15 protein-coding genes and 1 riboswitch are annotated in these 18,840 nt (G+C 71.2%); of the genes, 13 read left to right on the top strand and 2 right to left on the bottom strand.

Features of this window, described 5'->3' with window-relative positions:
- Positions 1 to 37: 37 nt before the first annotated feature.
- Complete coding sequence (locus ACFUN8_RS31345; RefSeq protein WP_383645059.1) at positions 38 to 2,245, bottom strand: MMPL family transporter; 2,208 nt, start codon at positions 2,243 to 2,245, stop codon at positions 38 to 40.
- An 87-nt stretch (positions 2,246 to 2,332) separates the two neighbouring features.
- Between ACFUN8_RS31345 and ACFUN8_RS31350 the strand changes: the two genes are divergently transcribed.
- The 12 genes from ACFUN8_RS31350 to ACFUN8_RS31405 all read left to right on the top strand — a co-directional run bounded on the left by ACFUN8_RS31350 (position 2,333) and on the right by ACFUN8_RS31405 (position 16,440).
- The gene (locus ACFUN8_RS31350; protein WP_383645023.1) at positions 2,333 to 3,082 is read left to right on the top strand and encodes a TetR/AcrR family transcriptional regulator; all 750 of its coding nucleotides are present in this window, start codon (positions 2,333 to 2,335) and stop codon (positions 3,080 to 3,082) included.
- Between the two features lie 415 nt (positions 3,083 to 3,497).
- Positions 3,498 to 4,418, top strand: a complete 921-nt coding sequence (hpnC, locus tag ACFUN8_RS31355) for a squalene synthase HpnC (RefSeq protein WP_383645026.1) — start codon at positions 3,498 to 3,500, stop codon at positions 4,416 to 4,418.
- Positions 4,415 to 5,365, top strand: a complete 951-nt coding sequence (hpnD, locus tag ACFUN8_RS31360) for a presqualene diphosphate synthase HpnD (RefSeq protein ID WP_383645028.1) — start codon at positions 4,415 to 4,417, stop codon at positions 5,363 to 5,365. Before hpnC ends, hpnD begins: the two co-directional genes overlap by 4 nt.
- A 100-nt stretch (positions 5,366 to 5,465) precedes the next feature.
- A complete protein-coding gene (gene hpnE / locus ACFUN8_RS31365; protein ID WP_383645031.1) occupies positions 5,466 to 6,851 on the top strand; it encodes a hydroxysqualene dehydroxylase HpnE in 1,386 nt (461 codons plus the stop codon).
- Positions 6,852 to 6,997: 146 nt separating this feature from the next.
- Positions 6,998 to 8,056, top strand: coding sequence for a polyprenyl synthetase family protein (locus ACFUN8_RS31370; RefSeq protein ID WP_383645062.1), 1,059 nt, complete (start codon positions 6,998 to 7,000; stop codon positions 8,054 to 8,056).
- Between the two features lie 172 nt (positions 8,057 to 8,228).
- Positions 8,229 to 10,301, top strand: coding sequence for a squalene--hopene cyclase (shc, locus tag ACFUN8_RS31375; RefSeq protein WP_383645034.1), 2,073 nt, complete (start codon positions 8,229 to 8,231; stop codon positions 10,299 to 10,301).
- A complete protein-coding gene (locus tag ACFUN8_RS31380) occupies positions 10,301 to 11,005 on the top strand; it encodes a 1-hydroxy-2-methyl-2-butenyl 4-diphosphate reductase (RefSeq protein WP_383645037.1) in 705 nt (234 codons plus the stop codon). The genes shc and ACFUN8_RS31380 overlap by 1 nt, the downstream gene beginning before the upstream one ends.
- 5 nt (positions 11,006 to 11,010) lie before the next feature.
- The gene (hpnH, locus tag ACFUN8_RS31385) at positions 11,011 to 12,030 is read left to right on the top strand and encodes an adenosyl-hopene transferase HpnH (RefSeq protein WP_383645040.1); all 1,020 of its coding nucleotides are present in this window, start codon (positions 11,011 to 11,013) and stop codon (positions 12,028 to 12,030) included.
- Between the two features lie 127 nt (positions 12,031 to 12,157).
- Positions 12,158 to 14,047, top strand: a complete 1,890-nt coding sequence (gene dxs / locus ACFUN8_RS31390) for a 1-deoxy-D-xylulose-5-phosphate synthase (protein WP_383645043.1) — start codon at positions 12,158 to 12,160, stop codon at positions 14,045 to 14,047.
- Positions 14,044 to 15,456, top strand: a complete 1,413-nt coding sequence (locus ACFUN8_RS31395; protein ID WP_383645046.1) for an aspartate aminotransferase family protein — start codon at positions 14,044 to 14,046, stop codon at positions 15,454 to 15,456. The genes dxs and ACFUN8_RS31395 overlap by 4 nt, the downstream gene beginning before the upstream one ends.
- Before the next feature lie 73 nt (positions 15,457 to 15,529).
- Positions 15,530 to 16,156 carry a helix-turn-helix domain-containing protein gene (locus ACFUN8_RS31400; protein WP_383645050.1) on the top strand — a complete coding sequence of 209 codons (627 nt, stop codon included), beginning with the start codon at positions 15,530 to 15,532 and terminating at the stop codon, positions 16,154 to 16,156.
- Positions 16,157 to 16,215: 59 nt separating this feature from the next.
- Entirely contained in the window at positions 16,216 to 16,440 is a 225-nt protein-coding gene (locus tag ACFUN8_RS31405) for a DUF6126 family protein (protein ID WP_383645053.1), read from the top strand.
- Positions 16,441 to 16,465: 25 nt separating this feature from the next.
- Here ACFUN8_RS31405 and ACFUN8_RS31410 read toward each other — a convergent pair whose 3' ends face one another.
- Positions 16,466 to 17,269 (bottom strand): tyrosine-protein phosphatase, encoded by an 804-nt coding sequence (locus ACFUN8_RS31410; RefSeq protein WP_383645065.1) that lies wholly within the window; start codon positions 17,267 to 17,269, stop codon positions 16,466 to 16,468.
- Between the two features lie 407 nt (positions 17,270 to 17,676).
- Positions 17,677 to 17,840: riboswitch (cyclic di-AMP (ydaO/yuaA leader) on the top strand.
- A gap of 4 nt (positions 17,841 to 17,844) precedes the next feature.
- Here ACFUN8_RS31410 and ACFUN8_RS31415 point away from each other — a divergent pair.
- Positions 17,845 to 18,771 (top strand): LysM peptidoglycan-binding domain-containing M23 family metallopeptidase, encoded by a 927-nt coding sequence (locus ACFUN8_RS31415; RefSeq protein ID WP_383645056.1) that lies wholly within the window; start codon positions 17,845 to 17,847, stop codon positions 18,769 to 18,771.
- The last annotated feature ends 69 nt before the right edge of the window (positions 18,772 to 18,840 follow it).

Here is an 18,840-nt window from a genome sequence, read left to right on the forward strand (position 1 = left end):
GATCAGTCCGGCGGGGGCCACTTCGCTGTGCGGGGGGTCAGACGCCGGCCGGGGCGCGTTCCGGTTCGGCGGCGGCAGGCTCCTCGGCGAGGCCCACCCTGCCGTGCAGCGTGCGCAGCGCGGCAGGCGCGTACCAGGCGCCGCGTCCCAGCAGCCGCATCGCGGCCGGTACGAGCACACCGCGCACCGCCACCGCGTCGATGACGATCGCCAGTCCGCTGCCGATGCCGAACATCTGGAGGAAGCTGATCCCGCTCGTACCGAAGGCGAAGAAGCTCACGGCCAGCAGCCCGGCCGCCATGCTGACGATCCGCCCGGTGCGGGCCAGACCCTGGGTGACGGTCGTCGTCCGGTCCGCGCCCGCGTCGTGCAACTCCTTCATCCGGCTGGTCACGAACACCTCGTAGTCCATGGACAGTCCGAAGGCGACGCAGAACAGCAGCACGGTCATCGAGGTGTCCATCGGCTGCGGGGTGAAGCCCAGCAGTGACGAGAGATGGCCGTCCTGGAAGATCCACACCATGGCGCCGATCGCGGCCGACAGGCTGATCGCGTTGAGCACCAGCGCGCGCAGCGGCTGGACGACGCTGCCGGTGAACAGGAACAGCAGGACGAAGGTGGTCACGACGACCAGCCCGATCGCCAGCGGCAGCCGGTCGCCGATGGACTGCCGGGAGTCGACCAGGACCGCGTCCGTGCCGCCGACCAGCATCTTGGTGTCCGCGGGCTGCTCCAGCGCCCGGATGTCCGCCACCAGGTCCTGGGCGGCACCGGACTTGGGCGCCGTGTCGGTGACGACCACGAGCCGCTGCGCGTCCGGCCGGGAGAGGGCCGTGTTCGCCGGGCCCGGCGCCTGGCCCCGCCCGTCGGTGTACGTGCCGGCGGAGGCGTCGACGCGTACGACACCGTCCAGCCGGGACAGTTCACCCGCGTACGCCGCCAGCGGCTCCGCGCCGACGGCGGAGGTGCTCACGATCTGGACGGCGCCCGCCTCGTCGGTCGGGAAGTCCTGCTGGACGGCCGTCGCGACCTGCCGGCCCGCCGCGTCCTCGGGCAGCACCCGCTCGTCGGGCGTGCCGAACGTGACGCCGAGCAGCGGGCTCGCGACGAGCAGCAGCACGGCGAGCACCGGCAGGGCGGTGAGGGCGGGGCGGCGCATGACGAGCGCGGCGAGCCGCCCCCAGAAGGGCGCGTCCGAGCGCCGTACGGTCCTGGCCCAGGGCAGCCGCCCCTTGTTGACCCGGTGGCCGAGCACGGCGAGCAGCGGCGGCACGACGAACAGGGCGGCGACGACGGCGATCACGACCACGCCGATTCCCGCGTAGGCGAAGGAGCGCAGGAAGAACGGCGGGAAGACGAGCAGCGCGGCGAGCGCGGCGGCGACCGTCGCGGCCGAGAACAGGATCGTGCGCCCGGCCGTCCGCACGGTGGTGCGCAGCGCCTCGGGGACCTCGTCCCCGGCGGCGAGCTGTTCGCGGAAGCGGCTGACGAGCAGGAGCGCGTAGTCGATGCCCAGGCCCAGGCCGAGGGCGGTCGTGAGGTTGATCGCGAAGACCGACACCTCGGTGACGCTGCCGAGGACGAAGAGGAGCGCGAACGTGCCGACGATCGCGATCAGTCCGATGACCAGGGGCAGTGTCGCGGCCACCAGGCTGCCGAAGGCGAGGACCAGCAGCAGGAGCGTCACGGGTACGGCGATCGCCTCGGCCACGGCGAGGTCGCCGGAGACCTGGGAACTGATGTCGATGCCGATGGCGGTCGCGCCGCCGGCCCGGACCTCGACACCGTCGCGCTCGCCCGTGTAGCGGTCGATCAACTCCTGGGCGCGTTCGGTGCGCCGGGTCTCGTCGCCCTTCACATGGAGGGCGATCAGCGCTTCGCCGCCGCTCTCCGAGACGAGCCGTGGGCTCTTGGTGTCCCAGTACGAGACGACGTTGCTCACGGTGCTGTCGTTCTTGAGCCCGTCCGTGAGGGCGCGGCCCCGCTCGTCCACGGCGGAGGAGCCGGGCCCCGGCCTGGTGCCCTCCCGGCCGACCAGGAACAGCAGGTTGGTCTCGCCCCCGAACTTCTCGTCGATGCGGACGGCGGCCCGCGACGACTGCGCGTCCGGGTCGTCGAAGCCGCCGCCGAGCAGCTTGCCGAAGGCGCCCGCTCCGAGCACGCCCATGGCGACCACGGCGACGGTGGCGAGTACGAGCAGGAGCCGCGACCTCTTCAGGGCCAGCTCAGCGATCTTGGACAGCACGGGATCCCCCATCTCCGAATGTTAACGGCGTCAACACCGACTCTGGCAGGGGATGTTAATAGTGTCAACATCGGGCAGGATGAAGGCATGGAGAACAATCGGGCGACCCGGGGGGCCAAGGCCGGCTATCACCACGGCGACCTGCGCAACGCGCTGATCACCGCCGGAGTGGAGCTCGCGACCGACGGAGGGCCGGCCAAGGTGGTCCTGCGCGAGGTGGCCCGCCGCGCGGGCGTCTCGGCCACCGCCGCCTACCGCCACTTCGCCGGCCAGGGCGATCTGCTCTTCGCGGTCAAGATCCAGGCGCAGCAGATGCTCGCGGACGCCATGGAGCGGGTGGCGGCGACGCCACCCGGCGAGGCGGCCGTCGGTGCGGACGGCTCCGGCCCGCATGCCACCGGTGCGGACTCCGTCGGTGCGGACGACCCCGGCGCGGCCGCCGAACAGCGGCTGGCGGCGATCGGCCGGGGTTACGTCGGCTTCGCCCTGGAGCAGCCCGGCCTCTTCCGTACGGCCTTCGGTCACTCGTTGCCGGGCGCCGGCGGGGACGCCGGATGGGGCGGTGTGACGCCGCCCGCCGACAACCCCGAGTACCGCTCGTACCGCCTGCTCACCGAGGCGCTGGACGAACTGGTCGCCACCGGCCGGATGCCCGCCCACAACCGCCCCGGCGCCGAGGCCGCCGCCTGGTCGACGGCGCACGGCCTCGCGATGCTCATTCTCGACGGACCGATGAGCCGGCTGCCGGTCGCGGACCGGGACGCCGTGATCGAACGCACGATCGACACCATCGTCGCCGGACTTCTGGTGCCCCGAGGGCGCCCCGACGGAGCGTGAACCGCGACCCTGCGCGGGCCGCCGCCGGGCGGCCGCGCGGCGGCACCCGACGCCCGCTCAGCACCCGCCCGCCGCCTGTCAATCGTCAAGCTTCCGTCAAGTCCCGTGCTGCTGAGGAAGGTTGAAGCGGCTCGTGATGTTGTCGTTGTGCGCGAGGTGCCCCGGCGCGGCCGTGGGCGTTGTACAACGTAAGCTGTACCGGTGCTGATTCGTGGCAAGAGCGGCGATACGTCCGTAAGCCCCGGCTGACCGGCTGCGGATCCGTCCATATCGGCGGAATCCCAGTCGCCAAGCCGCGCGGCGTGTCCGAAATGGGATGTTTGGGTCGGCAGTGTAGAACGGGAGACGTGACGGCAATGACGGTTGATCTCCAGCTCCGCGAGGGTCGCGCCGTCCCCGCAGCAGGCGGTCCGAGGTGACGGCCGCCCCCCGGAGGCCGGCCGAGACCTCCTCGCGTGCCACCCTCGACAAGGCGTCAGGTGAGAACTTTCCCGTCGCCCCCTTCTTCCTGCCACGTGCCTGGCGCGACGATCTGATGGCCGTCTACGGCTACGCCCGCCTCGTCGACGACATCGGCGACGGCGACCTGACGCCCGGCGGAGCCGACGCCCGCCACCTCGGCCTCGACGCCGGGGCGACGGACGACCGGCTCGCCATGCTGGACGCCTTCGAGGCCGATCTGAACCGGGTGTTCGACCCGGCGGGGCCGGTCCCCCGCCACCCGCTGCTGCGGGGTCTCGTCCCGACCGTACGGCGCCACGCGCTCACCCCCGAGCCGTTCCTCGGTCTGATCCAGGCCAATCGGCAGGACCAGTCCGTGCGCCGCTACGGCACCTACGACGACCTCCTCGCCTACTGCGAACTCTCCGCCAACCCCGTCGGCCGCCTCGTCCTCGCGATCACCGGCACCACGAGCCCCGAACGCGTCCGCCGCTCCGACGCCGTGTGCACCGGACTTCAGATCGTCGAGCATCTCCAGGACGTCGCCGAGGATCTCGCGGGCGACCGGATCTATCTGCCCGCCGACGACATGAAGCGGTTCCGTGTCACCGAGTCGGACCTCGCCGCGCCGACGGCGAACGCGTCCGTCCGGAGCCTGATCGCCTTCGAAGCCGAACGCGCGGGTCAACTCCTGGACGAGGGAGGGCCGTTGGTGCACAGCGTGCACGGCCGGCTCCGACTTCTTCTGGCCGGATTCGTCGGCGGGGGGCGCGCCGCTCTCTCGTCGGTCGCCGCCGTGGGACACGATGTACTGCCCGGACCGCCCAAAGCCACCACACCACGTCTGCTGCGTGAAGTGGGAGCAGTCCTGCGGAAAACGCACAGAAAGGGGTGAGCCGGATCGTGGAGGGACAGACCCCCGTGTCGGCGCCGGTACAGGCCGCGTACAGCTATTGCGAGGCCGTCACCGGGCAGCAGGCCCGTAACTTCGCCTACGGAATCCGGCTGCTGCCCGCCGAGAAACGGCAGGCCATGTCGGCGCTGTACGCGTTCTCGCGGCGCGTCGACGACATCGGCGACGGCACGCTGGAGCCCGGGGCCAAGCAGTCGAGGCTCGAAGACACCCGCGCTCTCCTCGGACGGATCAGGAACGGCCGGATCGAGGAGGACGACACCGACCCCGTCGCGGTCGCACTCACCGACGCGGCCGGCCGCTTCGCGCTCCCGCTCGGCGGACTCGACGAACTGATCGACGGCGTCCTGATGGACGTCAAGGGCGAGACGTACGAGACGTGGGACGACCTCAAGCTCTACTGCCGGTGCGTCGCCGGAGCCATCGGCCGACTCTCGCTCGGGGTGTTCGGCACCGACCCCGCCGCGCCGGGCGCCGAGCGCGCGTCCGAGTACGCCGACACCCTCGGCCTCGCGCTCCAACTGACCAACATCCTGCGCGACGTACGCGAGGACGCCGGTAACGCGCGCACCTATCTGCCCGCCGACGACCTCGCCAAGTTCGGCTGCTCGGCCGGCTTCGACAGCGCCACCCCGCCCGCCGGCTCCGACTTCGCCGGGCTCGTCCACTTCGAGGCCAGACGCGCCCGCGCGCTCTTCGCCGAGGGCTACCGGCTGCTGCCCATGCTCGACCGGCGCAGCGGCGCCTGCGTCGCCGCCATGGCGGGCATCTACCGCCGGCTCCTCGACCGCATCGAACGCGACCCCGAAGCCGTCCTGCGCGGCCGGGTCTCGCTGCCGGGACGCGAGAAGGCGTACGTCGCGGTGCGCGGGCTCTCCGGCCTCGACGCCAGGAACATCTCCCGGCAGAGCGTCAGGAGGCGCCCGTGACCAAGCTGTCCGGCGGCGCCGACGGCGGACTCGGCGTCCCGCGATCAACCTCCCGAGGACCTGCCGCGTCCCTGACTGCGACAGTCACGGGGGAGGACGTATGACGACATCCGGCAGTACGACATCGCGCCACGCGGTCGTCGTCGGCGGCGGCATCGCCGGTGTCACCGCCGCGCTCCAGCTCGCCGACGCCGGAGTGCGCGTGACGCTCGTCGAGGGCCGTCCCCGCCTCGGCGGTCTCGCCTTCTCCTTCACCCGCGACGAGTTGACCGTCGACAACGGCCAGCACGTGTATCTGCGCTGCTGCACGGCCTACCGCTGGTTCCTCGACCGCGTCGACGGCGCCGCCCTCGCCCCCGTGCAGGACCGGCTCGACGTCCCCGTACTGGACGTGGGACGCGACCGGCCCCGGGTCGGACGGCTGCGCCGCAACGCCCTGCCCGTACCGCTGCACCTCGCCGGAGGGCTCGCCGCCTACCCGCATCTCTCGCTCGCCGAGAAAGCCTCCGTAGGACGCGCCGCGCTCGCCCTCAAGGCACTCGACCCGGCCGACCCCGCACTCGACGGCATCGACTTCGCGACCTGGCTCGGCCGGCACGGCCAGTCGGCGCGTGCCGTCGAAGCCCTGTGGGACCTCGTCTGCGTCGCCACGCTCAACGTCGGCGCCGCACAGGCGTCCATGGGTCTGGCCGCGATGGTCTTCAAGACCGGACTGCTCTCCGAGCGCGGCGCCGCCGACATCGGCTGGGCCCGGGTGCCGCTCGGCGAGATCCACGACACGCTGGCCCGCAAGGCCCTCGACGCGGCGGGCGTACGCACCGAACTGCGCACCCGCGTCACGGCCGTGGCCCGCGTCGAGGACGGGCGCTGGAGCGTCGACGTACCGGGCGAGCGCATCGAGGCGGACGCGGTGATCCTCGCCGTACCCCAGCGCGAGACGCACGCGCTGCTGCCCGAAGGCGCGCTCGACCACCCGGGCCGGCTCCTCGACATCGGCACGTCGCCGATCCTCAACGTGCATGTCGTCTACGACCGCAAGGTGCTGCGCCGCCCGTTCTTCGCCGCTCTCGGCACCCCCGTGCAGTGGGTCTTCGACCGCACGGACGCCTCGGGCCTGAAGGAGGGTCAGTACGTGGCGCTGTCGCAGTCGGCCGTCACGGACGAGATCGACCTGCCCGTCGCCGAGCTGCGCGCCCGCTACCTGCCCGAGCTGAAACGTCTCCTCCCGGCGGCGAGAAGCGCCGAGGTGCGGGACTTCTTCGTCACACGGGAGCGGACGGCGACATTCGCCCCCACGCCCGGCGTGGGCCGGCTGCGCCCCGCCGCGCGCACCCGCGCGCCCGGCCTCTTTCTCGCCGGGGCGTGGACCGCGACCGGGTGGCCAGCGACCATGGAGGGCGCGGTCCGCAGCGGTTTCAGCGCGGCGGGCGCGGCCCTGTCCGAACTCGGCCGCGCCCACCGGCATCCGCTGCGGGAGGCCGCATGAGGCCGGAGGCGGCCGCCGTGCCGGGCACGGCGGGCAGGAGCGCGGCGACGAAGAGCGCCACCAGGACAGGTGCGGCAAGGACGAGTACGGCGACGACGCGTACGGGACCCATGAGTACTGCAGAAAGAGGAGAGACCGTGCCGACTGTGCCCCCGGCGAATCCGGCTGTCGACACCGCGGACGTCTTCGCGCTGCTGGAGCGCGGCCGAGCCCTGTCCACCCCCGTGCTGCGCGCGGCCGTCGGCAGGCTCGCCCCGCCGATGGACACCGTCGCCGCCTACCACTTCGGCTGGATCGACGCCGAGGGACGGCCCGCCGACGGTGACGGCGGCAAGGCCGTACGGCCCGCGCTCGCCCTGCTGTCGGCGGAGGCGGCCGGAGCGGCGGCCGAGACCGGTGTCCCCGGCGCCGTCGCCGTGGAACTGGTGCACAACTTCTCGCTGCTGCACGACGACCTGATGGACGGCGACGAGCAGCGCCGCCACCGGGACACCGTGTGGAAGGCGCACGGCCCCGCGCAGGCGATCCTCGTCGGTGACGCGCTGTTCGCGCTGGCCAACGAGATCCTGCTGGAGATCGGCACCGTCGAGGCCGGCCGCGCCACCCGCAGGCTCACCGTCGCCACCCGCAAACTGATCGACGGGCAGGCGCAGGACATCTCCTTCGAGCACCGCGAGCGGGTCACCGTCGAGGAGTGCCTGGAGATGGAGGGCAACAAGACGGGCGCGCTGCTCGCCTGCGCCGTGTCCATCGGCGCCGTACTCGGCGGGGCCGACGACCGGACGGCCGACGTCCTGGAGTCGTACGGCCACCACCTCGGCCTCGCCTTCCAGGCCGTCGACGACCTGCTCGGCATCTGGGGCGACCCCGGGGCCACCGGCAAGCAGACCTGGAGCGATCTGCGCCAGCGCAAGAAGTCCCTGCCGGTCGTCGCGGCTCTCGCCGCCGGCGGACCCGCGTCGGAGCGGCTCGGTGAACTGCTGGCCGCCGACGCCAAGAGCAGCGACTTCGCCAGCTTCTCTGAGGAGGAGTTCGCGACCAGGGCCGCGCTCATCGACGAGGCGGGCGGCCGGGAGTGGACCTCGCAGGAGGCCCGCAGGCAGCACACCGTCGCCATCGAGGCCCTGAGCGGCGTGGACATGCCCGAACGGGTCCGCGCACAGCTCACCGCGCTCGCGGACTTCGTCGTCGTACGAAAGAGATGATCACGACCGCCATTCGAAAGAGATGATCACCATCGCCATTCGCATATCCGCGCTCACCGGAGGTTGACGCACCGTCAGCCTCCGCAGTCGCCGTTCGTTCGGGCCGTTCGCGATCCGACGGACGACGGAGACCCCAGCACAGCAGAGGACCAACTGCACGTAAGGGGAAGCCATGACAGCGACGACCGACGGAAGCACCGGGGCCGTGGGACCCCGTGCTGCCGCGGCGAGCGAACCGCCCGACACCACTCCCGTCGCGAGCGACATCGGAGAGGCCGCACGGCGGGCCACCGCACGATCCGTCGAGCATCTGCTCGGCCAACAGGACGCCCAGGGCTGGTGGAAGGGCGATCTCGAGACCAATGTGACCATGGACGCCGAGGATCTGCTCCTCCGTCAGTTCCTCGGGGTGCAGGACGCGAGGACCACGGAGGCGGCCGGCCGGTTCATCCGGGGCGAGCAACGCGCCGACGGGACCTGGGCCACCTTCTACGGCGGACCCGGCGAACTCTCCACCACCATCGAGGGATACGTCGCGCTGCGCCTCGCCGGGGACAGACCCGACGCCCCGCACATGGCCCGCGCCGCCGCCTGGGTCAGGGAGCAGGGCGGCATCGCCGAGAGCCGGGTCTTCACCCGGATCTGGCTCGCGCTCTTCGGCTGGTGGAAGTGGGACGACCTGCCCGAGGTACCGCCCGAACTGATCTTCCTGCCCAAGTGGTTCCCGCTGAACATCTATTCGTTCGGCTGCTGGGCGCGGCAGACCATCGTGCCTCTCACGATCGTCTCGGCCCTGCGTCCCGTCCGTCCCGCGCCGTTCGCGCTCGACGAACTGCACGTGGACCTCGCCTCGCCGAACCCTACCAAGCCCCTTGCCGCGGCGGCGAGTTGGGACGGGATCTTCCAGCGCATCGACAAGGCCCTGCACCTTTACCACAAGGTCGCACCGCGCGTCGTACGCCGCACGGCGATGAACGCGGCGGCCCGTTGGATCGTCGAACGCCAGGAGAACGACGGCTGTTGGGGCGGCATCCAGCCGCCGGCCGTCTACTCGGTCATCGCCCTGCATCTGCTCGGCTACGACCTCCAGCACCCCGTGATGCGCGCCGGACTCGAATCGCTCGACCGCTTCGCCGTCTGGCGCGACGACGGTTCGCGCATGATCGAAGCCTGCCAGTCCCCGGTGTGGGACACCTGCCTCGCCACGATCGCGCTGGCCGACGCCGGCGTGGGCGCGGACCACCCCGCGCTCGTCAAGGCGGCGGAGTGGATGCTGGACGAGCAGATCGTGCGCTCCGGCGACTGGGCCGTCCGTAGGCCGGGACTCACCCCCGGCGGCTGGGCGTTCGAGTTCCACAACGACAACTACCCGGACATCGACGACACCGCCGAGGTCATCCTCGCCCTGCGCCGGGTGGCCCACCCGGACACCGCGCGCATGGACAAGGCCGTCCGGCGCGGCGCGCGCTGGACGCTCGGCATGCAGTCGAAGAACGGTGCCTGGGGCGCCTTCGACGCCGACAACGTCAGCCCGTTCCCCAACCGGCTGCCGTTCTGCGACTTCGGCGAGGTCATCGACCCGCCGTCGGCCGACGTCACCGCGCACGTCGTGGAGATGCTGGCGTACGAGGGCCTGGCCCAACACCCCGACACCCGGCGCGGTATCGAGTGGCTGCTCGCCGAACAGGAGGCGGACGGCGCCTGGTTCGGCCGCTGGGGCGTCAACTACGTCTACGGGACGGGGTCGGTCGTACCGGCACTCGTCGCCGCCGGGATGTCCGTCACCCACCCCGCGATCCGCCGCGCGGTCGGCTGGGTCGAGTCCGTACAGAACGACGACGGCGGCTGGGGCGAGGACCTGCGCTCGTACCGCGAGGAGAAGTGGATCGGGCACGGCGCCTCGACCGCCTCGCAGACCGCGTGGGCGCTGCTCGCGCTCCTCGCCGCCGGGCGGCGCGACACGCCGGCCGTCGAGCGCGGCGTGGCCTGGCTCGCGGCGGCCCAGCGGGAGGACGGCTCCTGGGACGAGCCGTACTTCACCGGCACCGGGTTCCCGTGGGACTTCTCCATCAACTACCACCTCTACCGGCAGGTGTTCCCGCTCACGGCCCTCGGCCGGTACGTCAACGGGGAACCGTTCGCCGACCGGGCACTGGCCCGCGCCGAGCGGCTGGGGGACGGGCGGACGAGGAACGTGGACGAGCGGCGGCCGGACAGCCGGGCGGACAGCCGCAAGGGGGCCTGATGGACTCTCCCCCCGACAGAGTCGGCCCCCCGGACCTGTCCGGCGACCCGTCCGCCACACCGCTGCTGATCGCCTGCGCCCTCGGCATCGAGCAGGTGGCCCTGCGCAGCGGCCTGCAGAGCGGTCTGCCGGGCCGCGGCGGCCGGACGGGCGACGCAGGGCCCGTCACCGTGCTCCGTACGGGCATGGGCCCCAAGAACGCCGAGCGTGCGACGGCGCGCGCGCTCGGAACGGACCGGAACAGGGGCGCGGTCGTCATCGCGTCCGGATTCTGTGCCGGCCTGGTCCCCGGCATGAAGCCGGGGGACCTGATCGTCGCCGAAGAGACCCGGGGCCCCCACGGCTCGGCACCCTGCACGGGAACAGGGCTGCTCGTGGAGGCGCTGTCCCGGGCGCTGCCCGGACGAACGGTCCATACCGGCCCGCTTACCGGTTCCGACCATGTGGTGCGCGGCCCCGAGAGGGACGGACTGCGCGCCACGGGAGCCGTCGCCGTGGACATGGAGTCCGCCGCCACGCTCCTCAGTGCTCTGAGCGCCGGGTCCCGCCCGGTTGCGGCCGTACGGGTGGTCGTGGACGCTCCAGAGCATGAGCTAGTCCGAATTGGCACGGTACGCGGTGGAATATCAGCCTTCCGTGTCCTTCGTGCCGTCATTCCGGCTTTTCTTGAATGGCACCGTTCTTTGCTGCTCCCCAGGAGGTGAGCTAGATGGCCATGCCGCTCCGTCAGACCATCAGGGTCGGGACATACCTCGTTGAACAGAAGCTCCGCAAGCGTGAGAAGTTCCCACTCATCGTCGAGCTGGAACCCCTCTTCGCCTGCAATCTCGCGTGTGAGGGCTGCGGCAAGATCCAGCACCCGGCCGGGGTCCTGAAGCAGCGCATGCCCGTGGCCCAAGCGGTGGGGGCGGTGCTCGAATCCGGGGCACCGATGGTCTCCATCGCCGGCGGCGAGCCGCTGATGCACCCTCAGATCGACGAGATCGTCCGGCAGTTGGTGGCGAAGAAGAAGTACGTCTTCCTCTGCACCAACGCGATGCTGATGCGCAAGAAGATGGACAAGTTCACGCCGTCGCCGTACTTCGCGTTCGCCGTGCACATCGACGGCCTGCGCGAGCGGCACGACGAGTCCGTCGCCAAGGAAGGGGTCTTCGACGAGGCCGTGGAGGCGATGAAGGAGGCCAAGAAGCGCGGCTTCCGGGTCACCACCAACTCCACCTTCTTCAACACCGACACCCCGCAGACCATCATCGAGGTCCTCAACTACCTCAACGACGACCTGAAGGTCGACGAGATGATGATCTCGCCCGCCTACGCCTACGAGAAGGCACCCGACCAGGAGCACTTCCTGGGCGTCGAGCAGACGCGGGAGCTGTTCAAGAAGGCGTTCTCCGGCGGTAACAGGGCGCGCTGGCGCCTGAACCACTCACCGCTCTTCCTGGACTTCCTGGAGGGCAAGGCCGACTTCCCGTGCACGGCCTGGGCGATTCCCAACTACTCGCTCTTCGGCTGGCAGCGCCCCTGCTATCTGATGAGCGACGGGTACGTCCCGACGTACAAGGAACTGGTCGAGGAGACCGACTGGGACAAGTACGGCCGGGGCAAGGACCCGCGCTGCGCCAACTGCATGGCGCACTGCGGCTACGAGCCGACGGCCGTGCTCGCCACCATGGGCTCCCTCAAGGAGTCCCTGCGAGCGGTTCGGGAGACGGTCGCCGGGAGCAAGTGACACCGGCGGCCCGTGACGTCGTGGCCACCGGAAGGACAGCGGCGCCCGTCGCCGCCGTCCTTCCGGTGGCCCGACCGGCAGTCACAGAGAGCTGACGGATCCACCGAGGATCCAGAGGGGGCCGAGCATGTCGACACTGGAGAACATCCGGGGGCCGCGCGACCTGAAGGCGCTGGCCGGCGCCGAACTCGACGAACTGGCCGAGAGCATCAGGGAGTTCCTGATCCCCGCGGTGGCCAGGACCGGCGGGCATCTGGGACCCAACCTCGGGGTGGTGGAGCTGACCATCGCCCTGCACCGGGTCTTCGACTCCCCGGCCGACCGCATCCTCCTGGACACCGGACACCAGAGCTACGTACACAAACTGCTCACCGGCAGACAGGACTTCTCCAAGCTGCGGACCAAGGGCGGCCTCTCCGGCTACCCCTCCCGCGCGGAGTCCGACCACGACGTCATCGAGAACTCCCACGCCTCCACCGTCCTCGGCTGGGCCGACGGGCTCGCCAAGGCCCGCCAGGTGCTCGGCGGCGAGGACCATGTCGTCGCGGTCATCGGGGACGGGGCGCTCACCGGCGGCATGGCGTGGGAGGCACTGAACAACATCGCCGCAGCCAAGGACCGCCCGCTGATCGTCGTCGTGAACGACAACGAACGTTCGTACAGCCCCACCATCGGCGGCCTCGCCCGGCACCTCGCCACCCTGCGCACCACCGACGGCTACGAGCAGATGCTCGCGTGGGGCAAGGAAGTCCTCCAGCAGACCCCCGTGGTCGGCCGGCCGCTGTACGGGTCGCTGCACGGCGCCAAGAAGGGCTTCAAGGACTTCGTCGCGCCGCAGGGCATGTTCGAGGACCTCGGACTCAAGTACATCGGCCCCGTCGACGGCCATGACATCGCGGCCGTCGAGGCGGCTCTGCGCCGCGCCGGCCGCTTCACCGGCCCCGTACTGGTGCACTGCATCACCGAGAAGGGCCGCGGCTACCAGCCCGCGCGGGACGACGAGGCCGACCACTTCCACACCGTCGGTGTGATGGACCCGCTGACCTGCGAGCCGCTGGCACCGCCCGGTACACCCTCCTGGACGTCGGTCTTCGGCGACGAGATCACCGCCATCGGCGAGGAGCGCCCCGACGTCGTGGCCGTCACCGCCGCCATGCTGCACCCGGTGGGGCTGACTGGGTTCGCCGCCCGCTTCCCCGACCGGGTCTGGGACGTCGGCATCGCGGAGCAGCACGCCGCGGTCTCCGCCGCCGGGCTCGCCACCGGGGGACTGCACCCCGTCGTCGCCGTCTACGCCACCTTCCTCAACCGCGCCTTCGACCAACTGCTCATGGACGTCGCGCTGCACAAGTGCGGCGTCACGTTCGTACTCGACCGGGCCGGCGTCACCGGCGTCGACGGACCCTCCCACAACGGCATGTGGGACATGTCGCTGCTCCAGTGCGTACCGGGCCTGCGGATCGCCGCGCCACGCGACGCGGCGCAGCTCAGGTCCCTGCTGCGGGAGGCCGTGGACGTGGCCGACGCGCCGACCGTGGTGCGCTTTCCCAAGGAGTCGGTGGGCGAGACGATTCCCGCCGTCGGGCGCACGGGCGGCCTCGACATCCTGCACGGCACGGCGGAGACCGCCGGGACGGACGTGCTGCTCGTGTCGGTCGGCGCGCTCGCCGGGGTCTGTCTCGGCACGGCCGAACTGCTGGCCGCGCGCGGCGTCGGCTGCACCGTGGTCGACCCCCGCTGGGTCAAACCCGTCGACGAGGCGCTGGCGCCGCTGGCCGCGCGGCACCGGCTCGTGGCCGTCGTGGAGGACAACAGCCGCAGCGGCGGCGTCGGTTGGGCCGTCGGGCAGGCGCTGCGCGACGCCGAGGTGGACGTACCGCTGCGTACCTTCGGCATCCCCGAACAGTTCCTCGACCACGCCAAGCGCGGCGAGGTGCTGGCCGACATCGGGCTCACCCCGGTCGAGATCGCCGGACGGATCAGCGCCGCACTGACGCGCAAGGAGAACACGCAATGACGGAGCAGACGACGCCCCTGACCCGGGGCAAGGGCTTCGACCTCGCGAAGCTGCTGGCCGAACGCGGCGGCGAGCGCTACGAGTTGCACACCGCGTACCTCAACCACCAACTCCCGCGCATGCTGCGCACCATCGGCTTCGACAAGGTCTACGAACGCGCCGAGGGCGCCTACTTCTGGGACGCCGACGGCAACGACTACCTCGACATGCTCGCCGGCTTCGGCGTGATGGGACTCGGCCGGCACCACCCCGTCGTACGCAAGGCACTCCACGACGTCCTCGACGCCTCGCTCGCCGACCTCACCCGCTTCGACTGCCAGCCGCTGCCCGGCCTGCTCGCCGAGAAACTGCTCACGCACAGCCCGCACCTGGACCGGGTCTTCTTCGGCAACAGCGGTACGGAAGCGGTCGAGACCGCGCTGAAGTTCGCCCGGTACGCCACCGGGAAGCCCAGGATCCTCTACTGCTCCCACGCCTTCCACGGTCTGACCACCGGCTCGCTCTCCGTCAACGGCGAGGACGGCTTCCGGGACGGCTTCGCGCCGCTGCTCCCCGACACCGCGATCGGGATCGGTGATCTCGACGCGCTGGAGCGGGAGTTGAAGCGCGGCGACGTCGCGGGCTTCGTCGTCGAACCGATCCAGGGCAAGGGCGTCAACGCGACACCACCCGGCTTCCTGCGGGCGGCGCAGGAGTTGCTGCGCCGGCACAAGGCGCTGCTCATCGCCGACGAGGTGCAGACCGGGCTCGGCAGGACCGGCGACTTCTACGCGTACCAGCACGAGGAAGGCGTCGAGCCGGACCTGGTGTGTGTGGCGAAGGCGCTCTCCGGCGGCTATGTGCCGGTCGGCGCGACCCTCGGCAAGGACTGGATCTTCAGACAGGTCTACTCCTCGATGGACCGGGTGCTGGTCCACTCGGCCAGCTTCGGATCCAACGCTCAGGCGATGGCGGCGGGCCTGGCCGTCCTGTCGGTTATCGAGGACGAGCAGATCGTCGCCAACGCCAGGGCGACCGGCGATCTGCTGCGGTCGCGGCTCGCCGCGCTGGTCGACCGTTACGAGCTGCTGAGCGAGGTGCGCGGCCGGGGGCTGATGATCGGCATCGAATTCGGGCGGCCGACGTCGATCGGGCTGCGGGGCCGCTGGGCGATGCTCCAGAAGGCCCGGAAGGGTCTCTTCGCGCAGATGGTCGTGGTGCCGCTCCTGCAGAAGCACCGGATCCTCACGCAGGTCTCCGGGGACCATCTGGAAGTGATCAAACTGATTCCGCCGCTGACCGTCGGAGAGCCCGAGGTCGACCGCTTCGTGACGGCCTTCACGGCAGTGATGGACGACGCGCACAATGGTGGCGGGCTGATGTGGGACTTCGGCAGGACGCTGGTGAAGCAGGCCATCGCCAACCGGTGAGGGGGAGTCCGCCGGGGTTTGCCTCTGAGGCAAGAAATTTGCCTCAGAGGAAAAATGCTGGCGCAATGGAGGCATGAACACCCCAGCCGCCCTCGGTGAGCACGACCCCACGACAGAGGCCCTGCCCGACGTCGCACCCCGCCTGCGTGAGCTGCGGCGCGGCCGGGGCCTCACCCTGGAGGCCGCCGCCGGGCGGGCCGGGCTCTCCCCGGCCCATCTCTCCCGCCTGGAGACCGGGCGGCGCCAGCCCTCGCTGCCGATGCTGCTCGGTCTGGCCCGCGTCTACGGTACGACGGTCTCCGAGCTGCTCGGCGAGGAGCCGCCCGAGCGCGATCCCGTCATCCGCGCGGCGCGGGCGGAGCCCGTGGAGGCCGACGGCTGGATCTACCGCCAGGCGGGCAGCTCGTCCGGCCGCGCGATGCAGCCGCTGCGGGTGACGGTGCCGTACGGGGCGCAGGGCGACCTCGTCCGCGTCCATCCGGGGGAGGAGTGGATCCATGTCCTGGAGGGGCGGCTGCGGCTCGGCCTCGGGGACGCCGTCCATCTGCTCGATCCGGGCGACAGCGCCCATTTCGACTCGACGACACCGCACCGACTCGCGGCGGCCGGCCCCACCGGCACCGAGCTGCTGTTCGTACACACCCTGCTGACCAGCCCCATCGCCGAGCTGTGTCTGCCGGGCGGCGCCCACCGCCGCTGACCCGTCGTCACCTTCGACCGGATCAGACCAGGTCAAACCAGACAAGAGAGGCCGTCGCCGTGCCCGAGAACTCCCCGGAGCAGGTCCAGGAGCCGTTGTCCGAGGCGCCCGCGATTCCCGCGGCGCCCGAGGTGGCAGAGGCGCCGGAGGTGCCCGCCAAGTCCGTCATGGACGAGGAGGGCAACTTCCCGCGCGGCCTCGCCATCCGGCTCTTCGTCTACCTCGTCGCCGGTCACGCCGTGGCCGGCTTCCTCTGGCTGCTCTTCGAGGCGGGCGCCAAGTAGGACCGGTCGGGCCCCGGCCCCGCCGTCAGCCCTCGTCGACGAGGCGCGCCCGCAGCCGCTCGCGTGTCTCGTCCGTCAGCCCCAGGCCGTCCGTGAGATAGCGGTCGATGCTGCCCCACGTCTCCTCCATCGTCGTGAACGCCGTTTCGAGATACACGGCGCGCGCGTCGAAGAGCGGGGCCAGCAGCTCCAGCACCTCGGGCGAAGTCGCGCCGGGCGACGGGTCGCTGCGGCGTACCAGGTACCTGCGGTGCGGATCGTTCGACTTCAGGTAGTCGGCCTCGATCGCCTCCCGCTCCACACCCACGGCGAGCAGCGACACCGCGATGGAGAGACCGGCCCTGTCCTTGCCCGCCGCGCAGTGCATCAGCGCGGGCAGGCTCTCCAGGGCCAGGGCGTCCAGCACCCGCCGGTGTTCGGCGGTGCGGTCCAGAATGATCGAACGGTACGAGGCGGACATCCGGGCCACGCCCTTGCCGTCGGCCAGGATCGACCGCAGCTGGTCGAGATCGCCGTCGCGGACCATCTTCCAGAACTCGGTCCCGTCGGCCGGGTCGGTCAGCGGGATGTTCACGTTCCGTACGCCCGGCAGCTCGACATCCAGGCCGTCGAGCTTCTGGTCGGCCGCGTTGCGGAAGTCGAAGACCGTGTGCAGCCCCAGCGACGTCAGGAACGCCGTGTCCTCGGCGGTGGCGTGCGCGAGGTGGCCGCTGCGGTAGAGCCGTCCGTACCGTACGCGCCGCCCGTCGACGGTCGGCAGACCGCCCACGTCGCGGAAGTTGCGGACACCGGCCAGGTCGGGCTCGGCCGGCGGGACCTGCTGCGGCACCTCGTGCGTCACGTGAGCTCCTCCGCGTCTGCGGTCGGCGCTCGTCGCCGACGCTGTCGCGCTCCGAACTTTACGACACCGGTTCCCGCTGAAAGCAGTTCAAGAAAGAGGCTTCTGTCCGTATTGAGCGATTACGGCTAACGTGCCCTGGTCGCAGGGGAGATGGGTGCAGATCGGCCCCGGCTGGTGAGCAGGATCATATCCGTGACGGTGTGTGGCCGGGCCGAAGAAGGGAAATGGGACGTCGCACGGAATTCGAAGATCCGTAATCCACGCAGGGTGACCGCTCGCGGCGGCCGATATTCGCGGGTGGATTGCCGAAGGAATGCAACGGCTTGTACGGGTCGGCCCACCCGGCTTACGGTCACCGCAATCCGAGCGGATCGCCGAATCCTGCCGCCGCTCGGAATCCGCATCCACCCAGCACTCATCACGTGTGGCAGGAGCGGGGGACCCAGGTAGTACGCCGGCCCGGACATCCGGACGGCTTGGGGTGAAGTCGCGTCACGGCGCGGCCGGGCATCTCCAGTCCGAACCCGACAGCTCACCTCGTAGGCGCCGGAGAGGAATTCGCCATGCCCGCAAAGGGTAAGCACCGTCGTCCGAGGACCAACCCGATCACCCGCGGATTCGTCGCCGCCGGAACGGGTGGCGCCGCCATCGCAATTCCGCTCATCGGTGCCACGGGCGCCCACGCCGCCGAGCAGACCGCCGCCGCTCCGTCGGTGGCGCACACCGCCTCCGCCGCCTCCGCTCCCGCCGCCGCGCCGCAGACGGCTCAGCACGCCGCGACCGCCAAGACCGTGAAGACGTACTCGGTCACGGCGGGCGACTACCTCGCCAAGATCGCCGAGACGCAGAAGGTCAGCGGCGGCTGGGAGAAGCTGTACGAGGACAACCGCGAGGCCGTCGGTGACGACCCGTCACTGATCCACCCGGGTCTCAAGCTCACCATCGGCGCCAAGGCCAAGACGACCTCCGAGGGCAAGGCCGAGGCCACGCCCAAGAAGGCCGCGCCCGCGAAGCCCGCCCCGGCCGAGCCCGCGCCGAAGGCCGACACCACGGCCAACCAGCCCGCGGCGCAGAGCGACGCCTCCGGCTACACCGCCCCCGTCGACGGCGCGGCCACCACCACCGCCTACCGCGCGGCCGGCGGCAGCTGGGCCAGCGGCTACCACACCGGCGTGGACTTCGCGGCCGCGTCGGGCACCACCGTCAAGGCGGTCGGCCCCGGCACCGTCGTCTCGGCCGGCTGGGCGGGGTCGTACGGCAACGAGGTCGTCATCAAGCACGACGACGGCCAGTACTCGCAGTACGCCCACCTCTCCTCGCTCTCCGTCTCGGCGGGCCAGAGCGTCGGCGGCGGCGACCAGATCGGCCTCTCCGGATCCACCGGCAATTCCACCGGGCCGCATCTGCACTTCGAGATCCGCACCGGCCCGAGCTACGGCTCGGACGTCGACCCGCTGGCGTACCTGCGCGGGCACGGCGTTTCTCTCTGATCTCTCCGTCTTTCCGTCTCTCCGGTCTCTCCGAGGTCCGGGAAAGGTCGTTGGCCGGCGCATGTGTGC

It is taken from the genome of Streptomyces sp. NPDC057307, assembly GCF_042667665.1.
In the GTDB taxonomy this organism is placed as follows: domain Bacteria; phylum Actinomycetota; class Actinomycetes; order Streptomycetales; family Streptomycetaceae; genus Streptomyces.

Bases quoted from the DNA above. Each gene is read 5' to 3' on its own strand.
- ACFUN8_RS31350 (WP_383645023.1), top strand. From the start codon at position 2,333: ATGGAGAACAATCGGGCGACCCGGGGGGCCAAGGCCGGCTATCACCAC.
- hpnE (WP_383645031.1), top strand. From the start codon at position 5,466: ATGACGACATCCGGCAGTACGACATCGCGCCACGCGGTCGTCGTCGGC.
- shc (WP_383645034.1), top strand. From the start codon at position 8,229: ATGACAGCGACGACCGACGGAAGCACCGGGGCCGTGGGACCCCGTGCT.
- ACFUN8_RS31380 (WP_383645037.1), top strand. From the start codon at position 10,301: ATGGACTCTCCCCCCGACAGAGTCGGCCCCCCGGACCTGTCCGGCGAC.
- hpnH (WP_383645040.1), top strand. From the start codon at position 11,011: ATGGCCATGCCGCTCCGTCAGACCATCAGGGTCGGGACATACCTCGTT.
- dxs (WP_383645043.1), top strand. From the start codon at position 12,158: ATGTCGACACTGGAGAACATCCGGGGGCCGCGCGACCTGAAGGCGCTG.
- ACFUN8_RS31395 (WP_383645046.1), top strand. From the start codon at position 14,044: ATGACGGAGCAGACGACGCCCCTGACCCGGGGCAAGGGCTTCGACCTC.
- ACFUN8_RS31400 (WP_383645050.1), top strand. From the start codon at position 15,530: ATGAACACCCCAGCCGCCCTCGGTGAGCACGACCCCACGACAGAGGCC.
- ACFUN8_RS31415 (WP_383645056.1), top strand. From the start codon at position 17,845: ATGCCCGCAAAGGGTAAGCACCGTCGTCCGAGGACCAACCCGATCACC.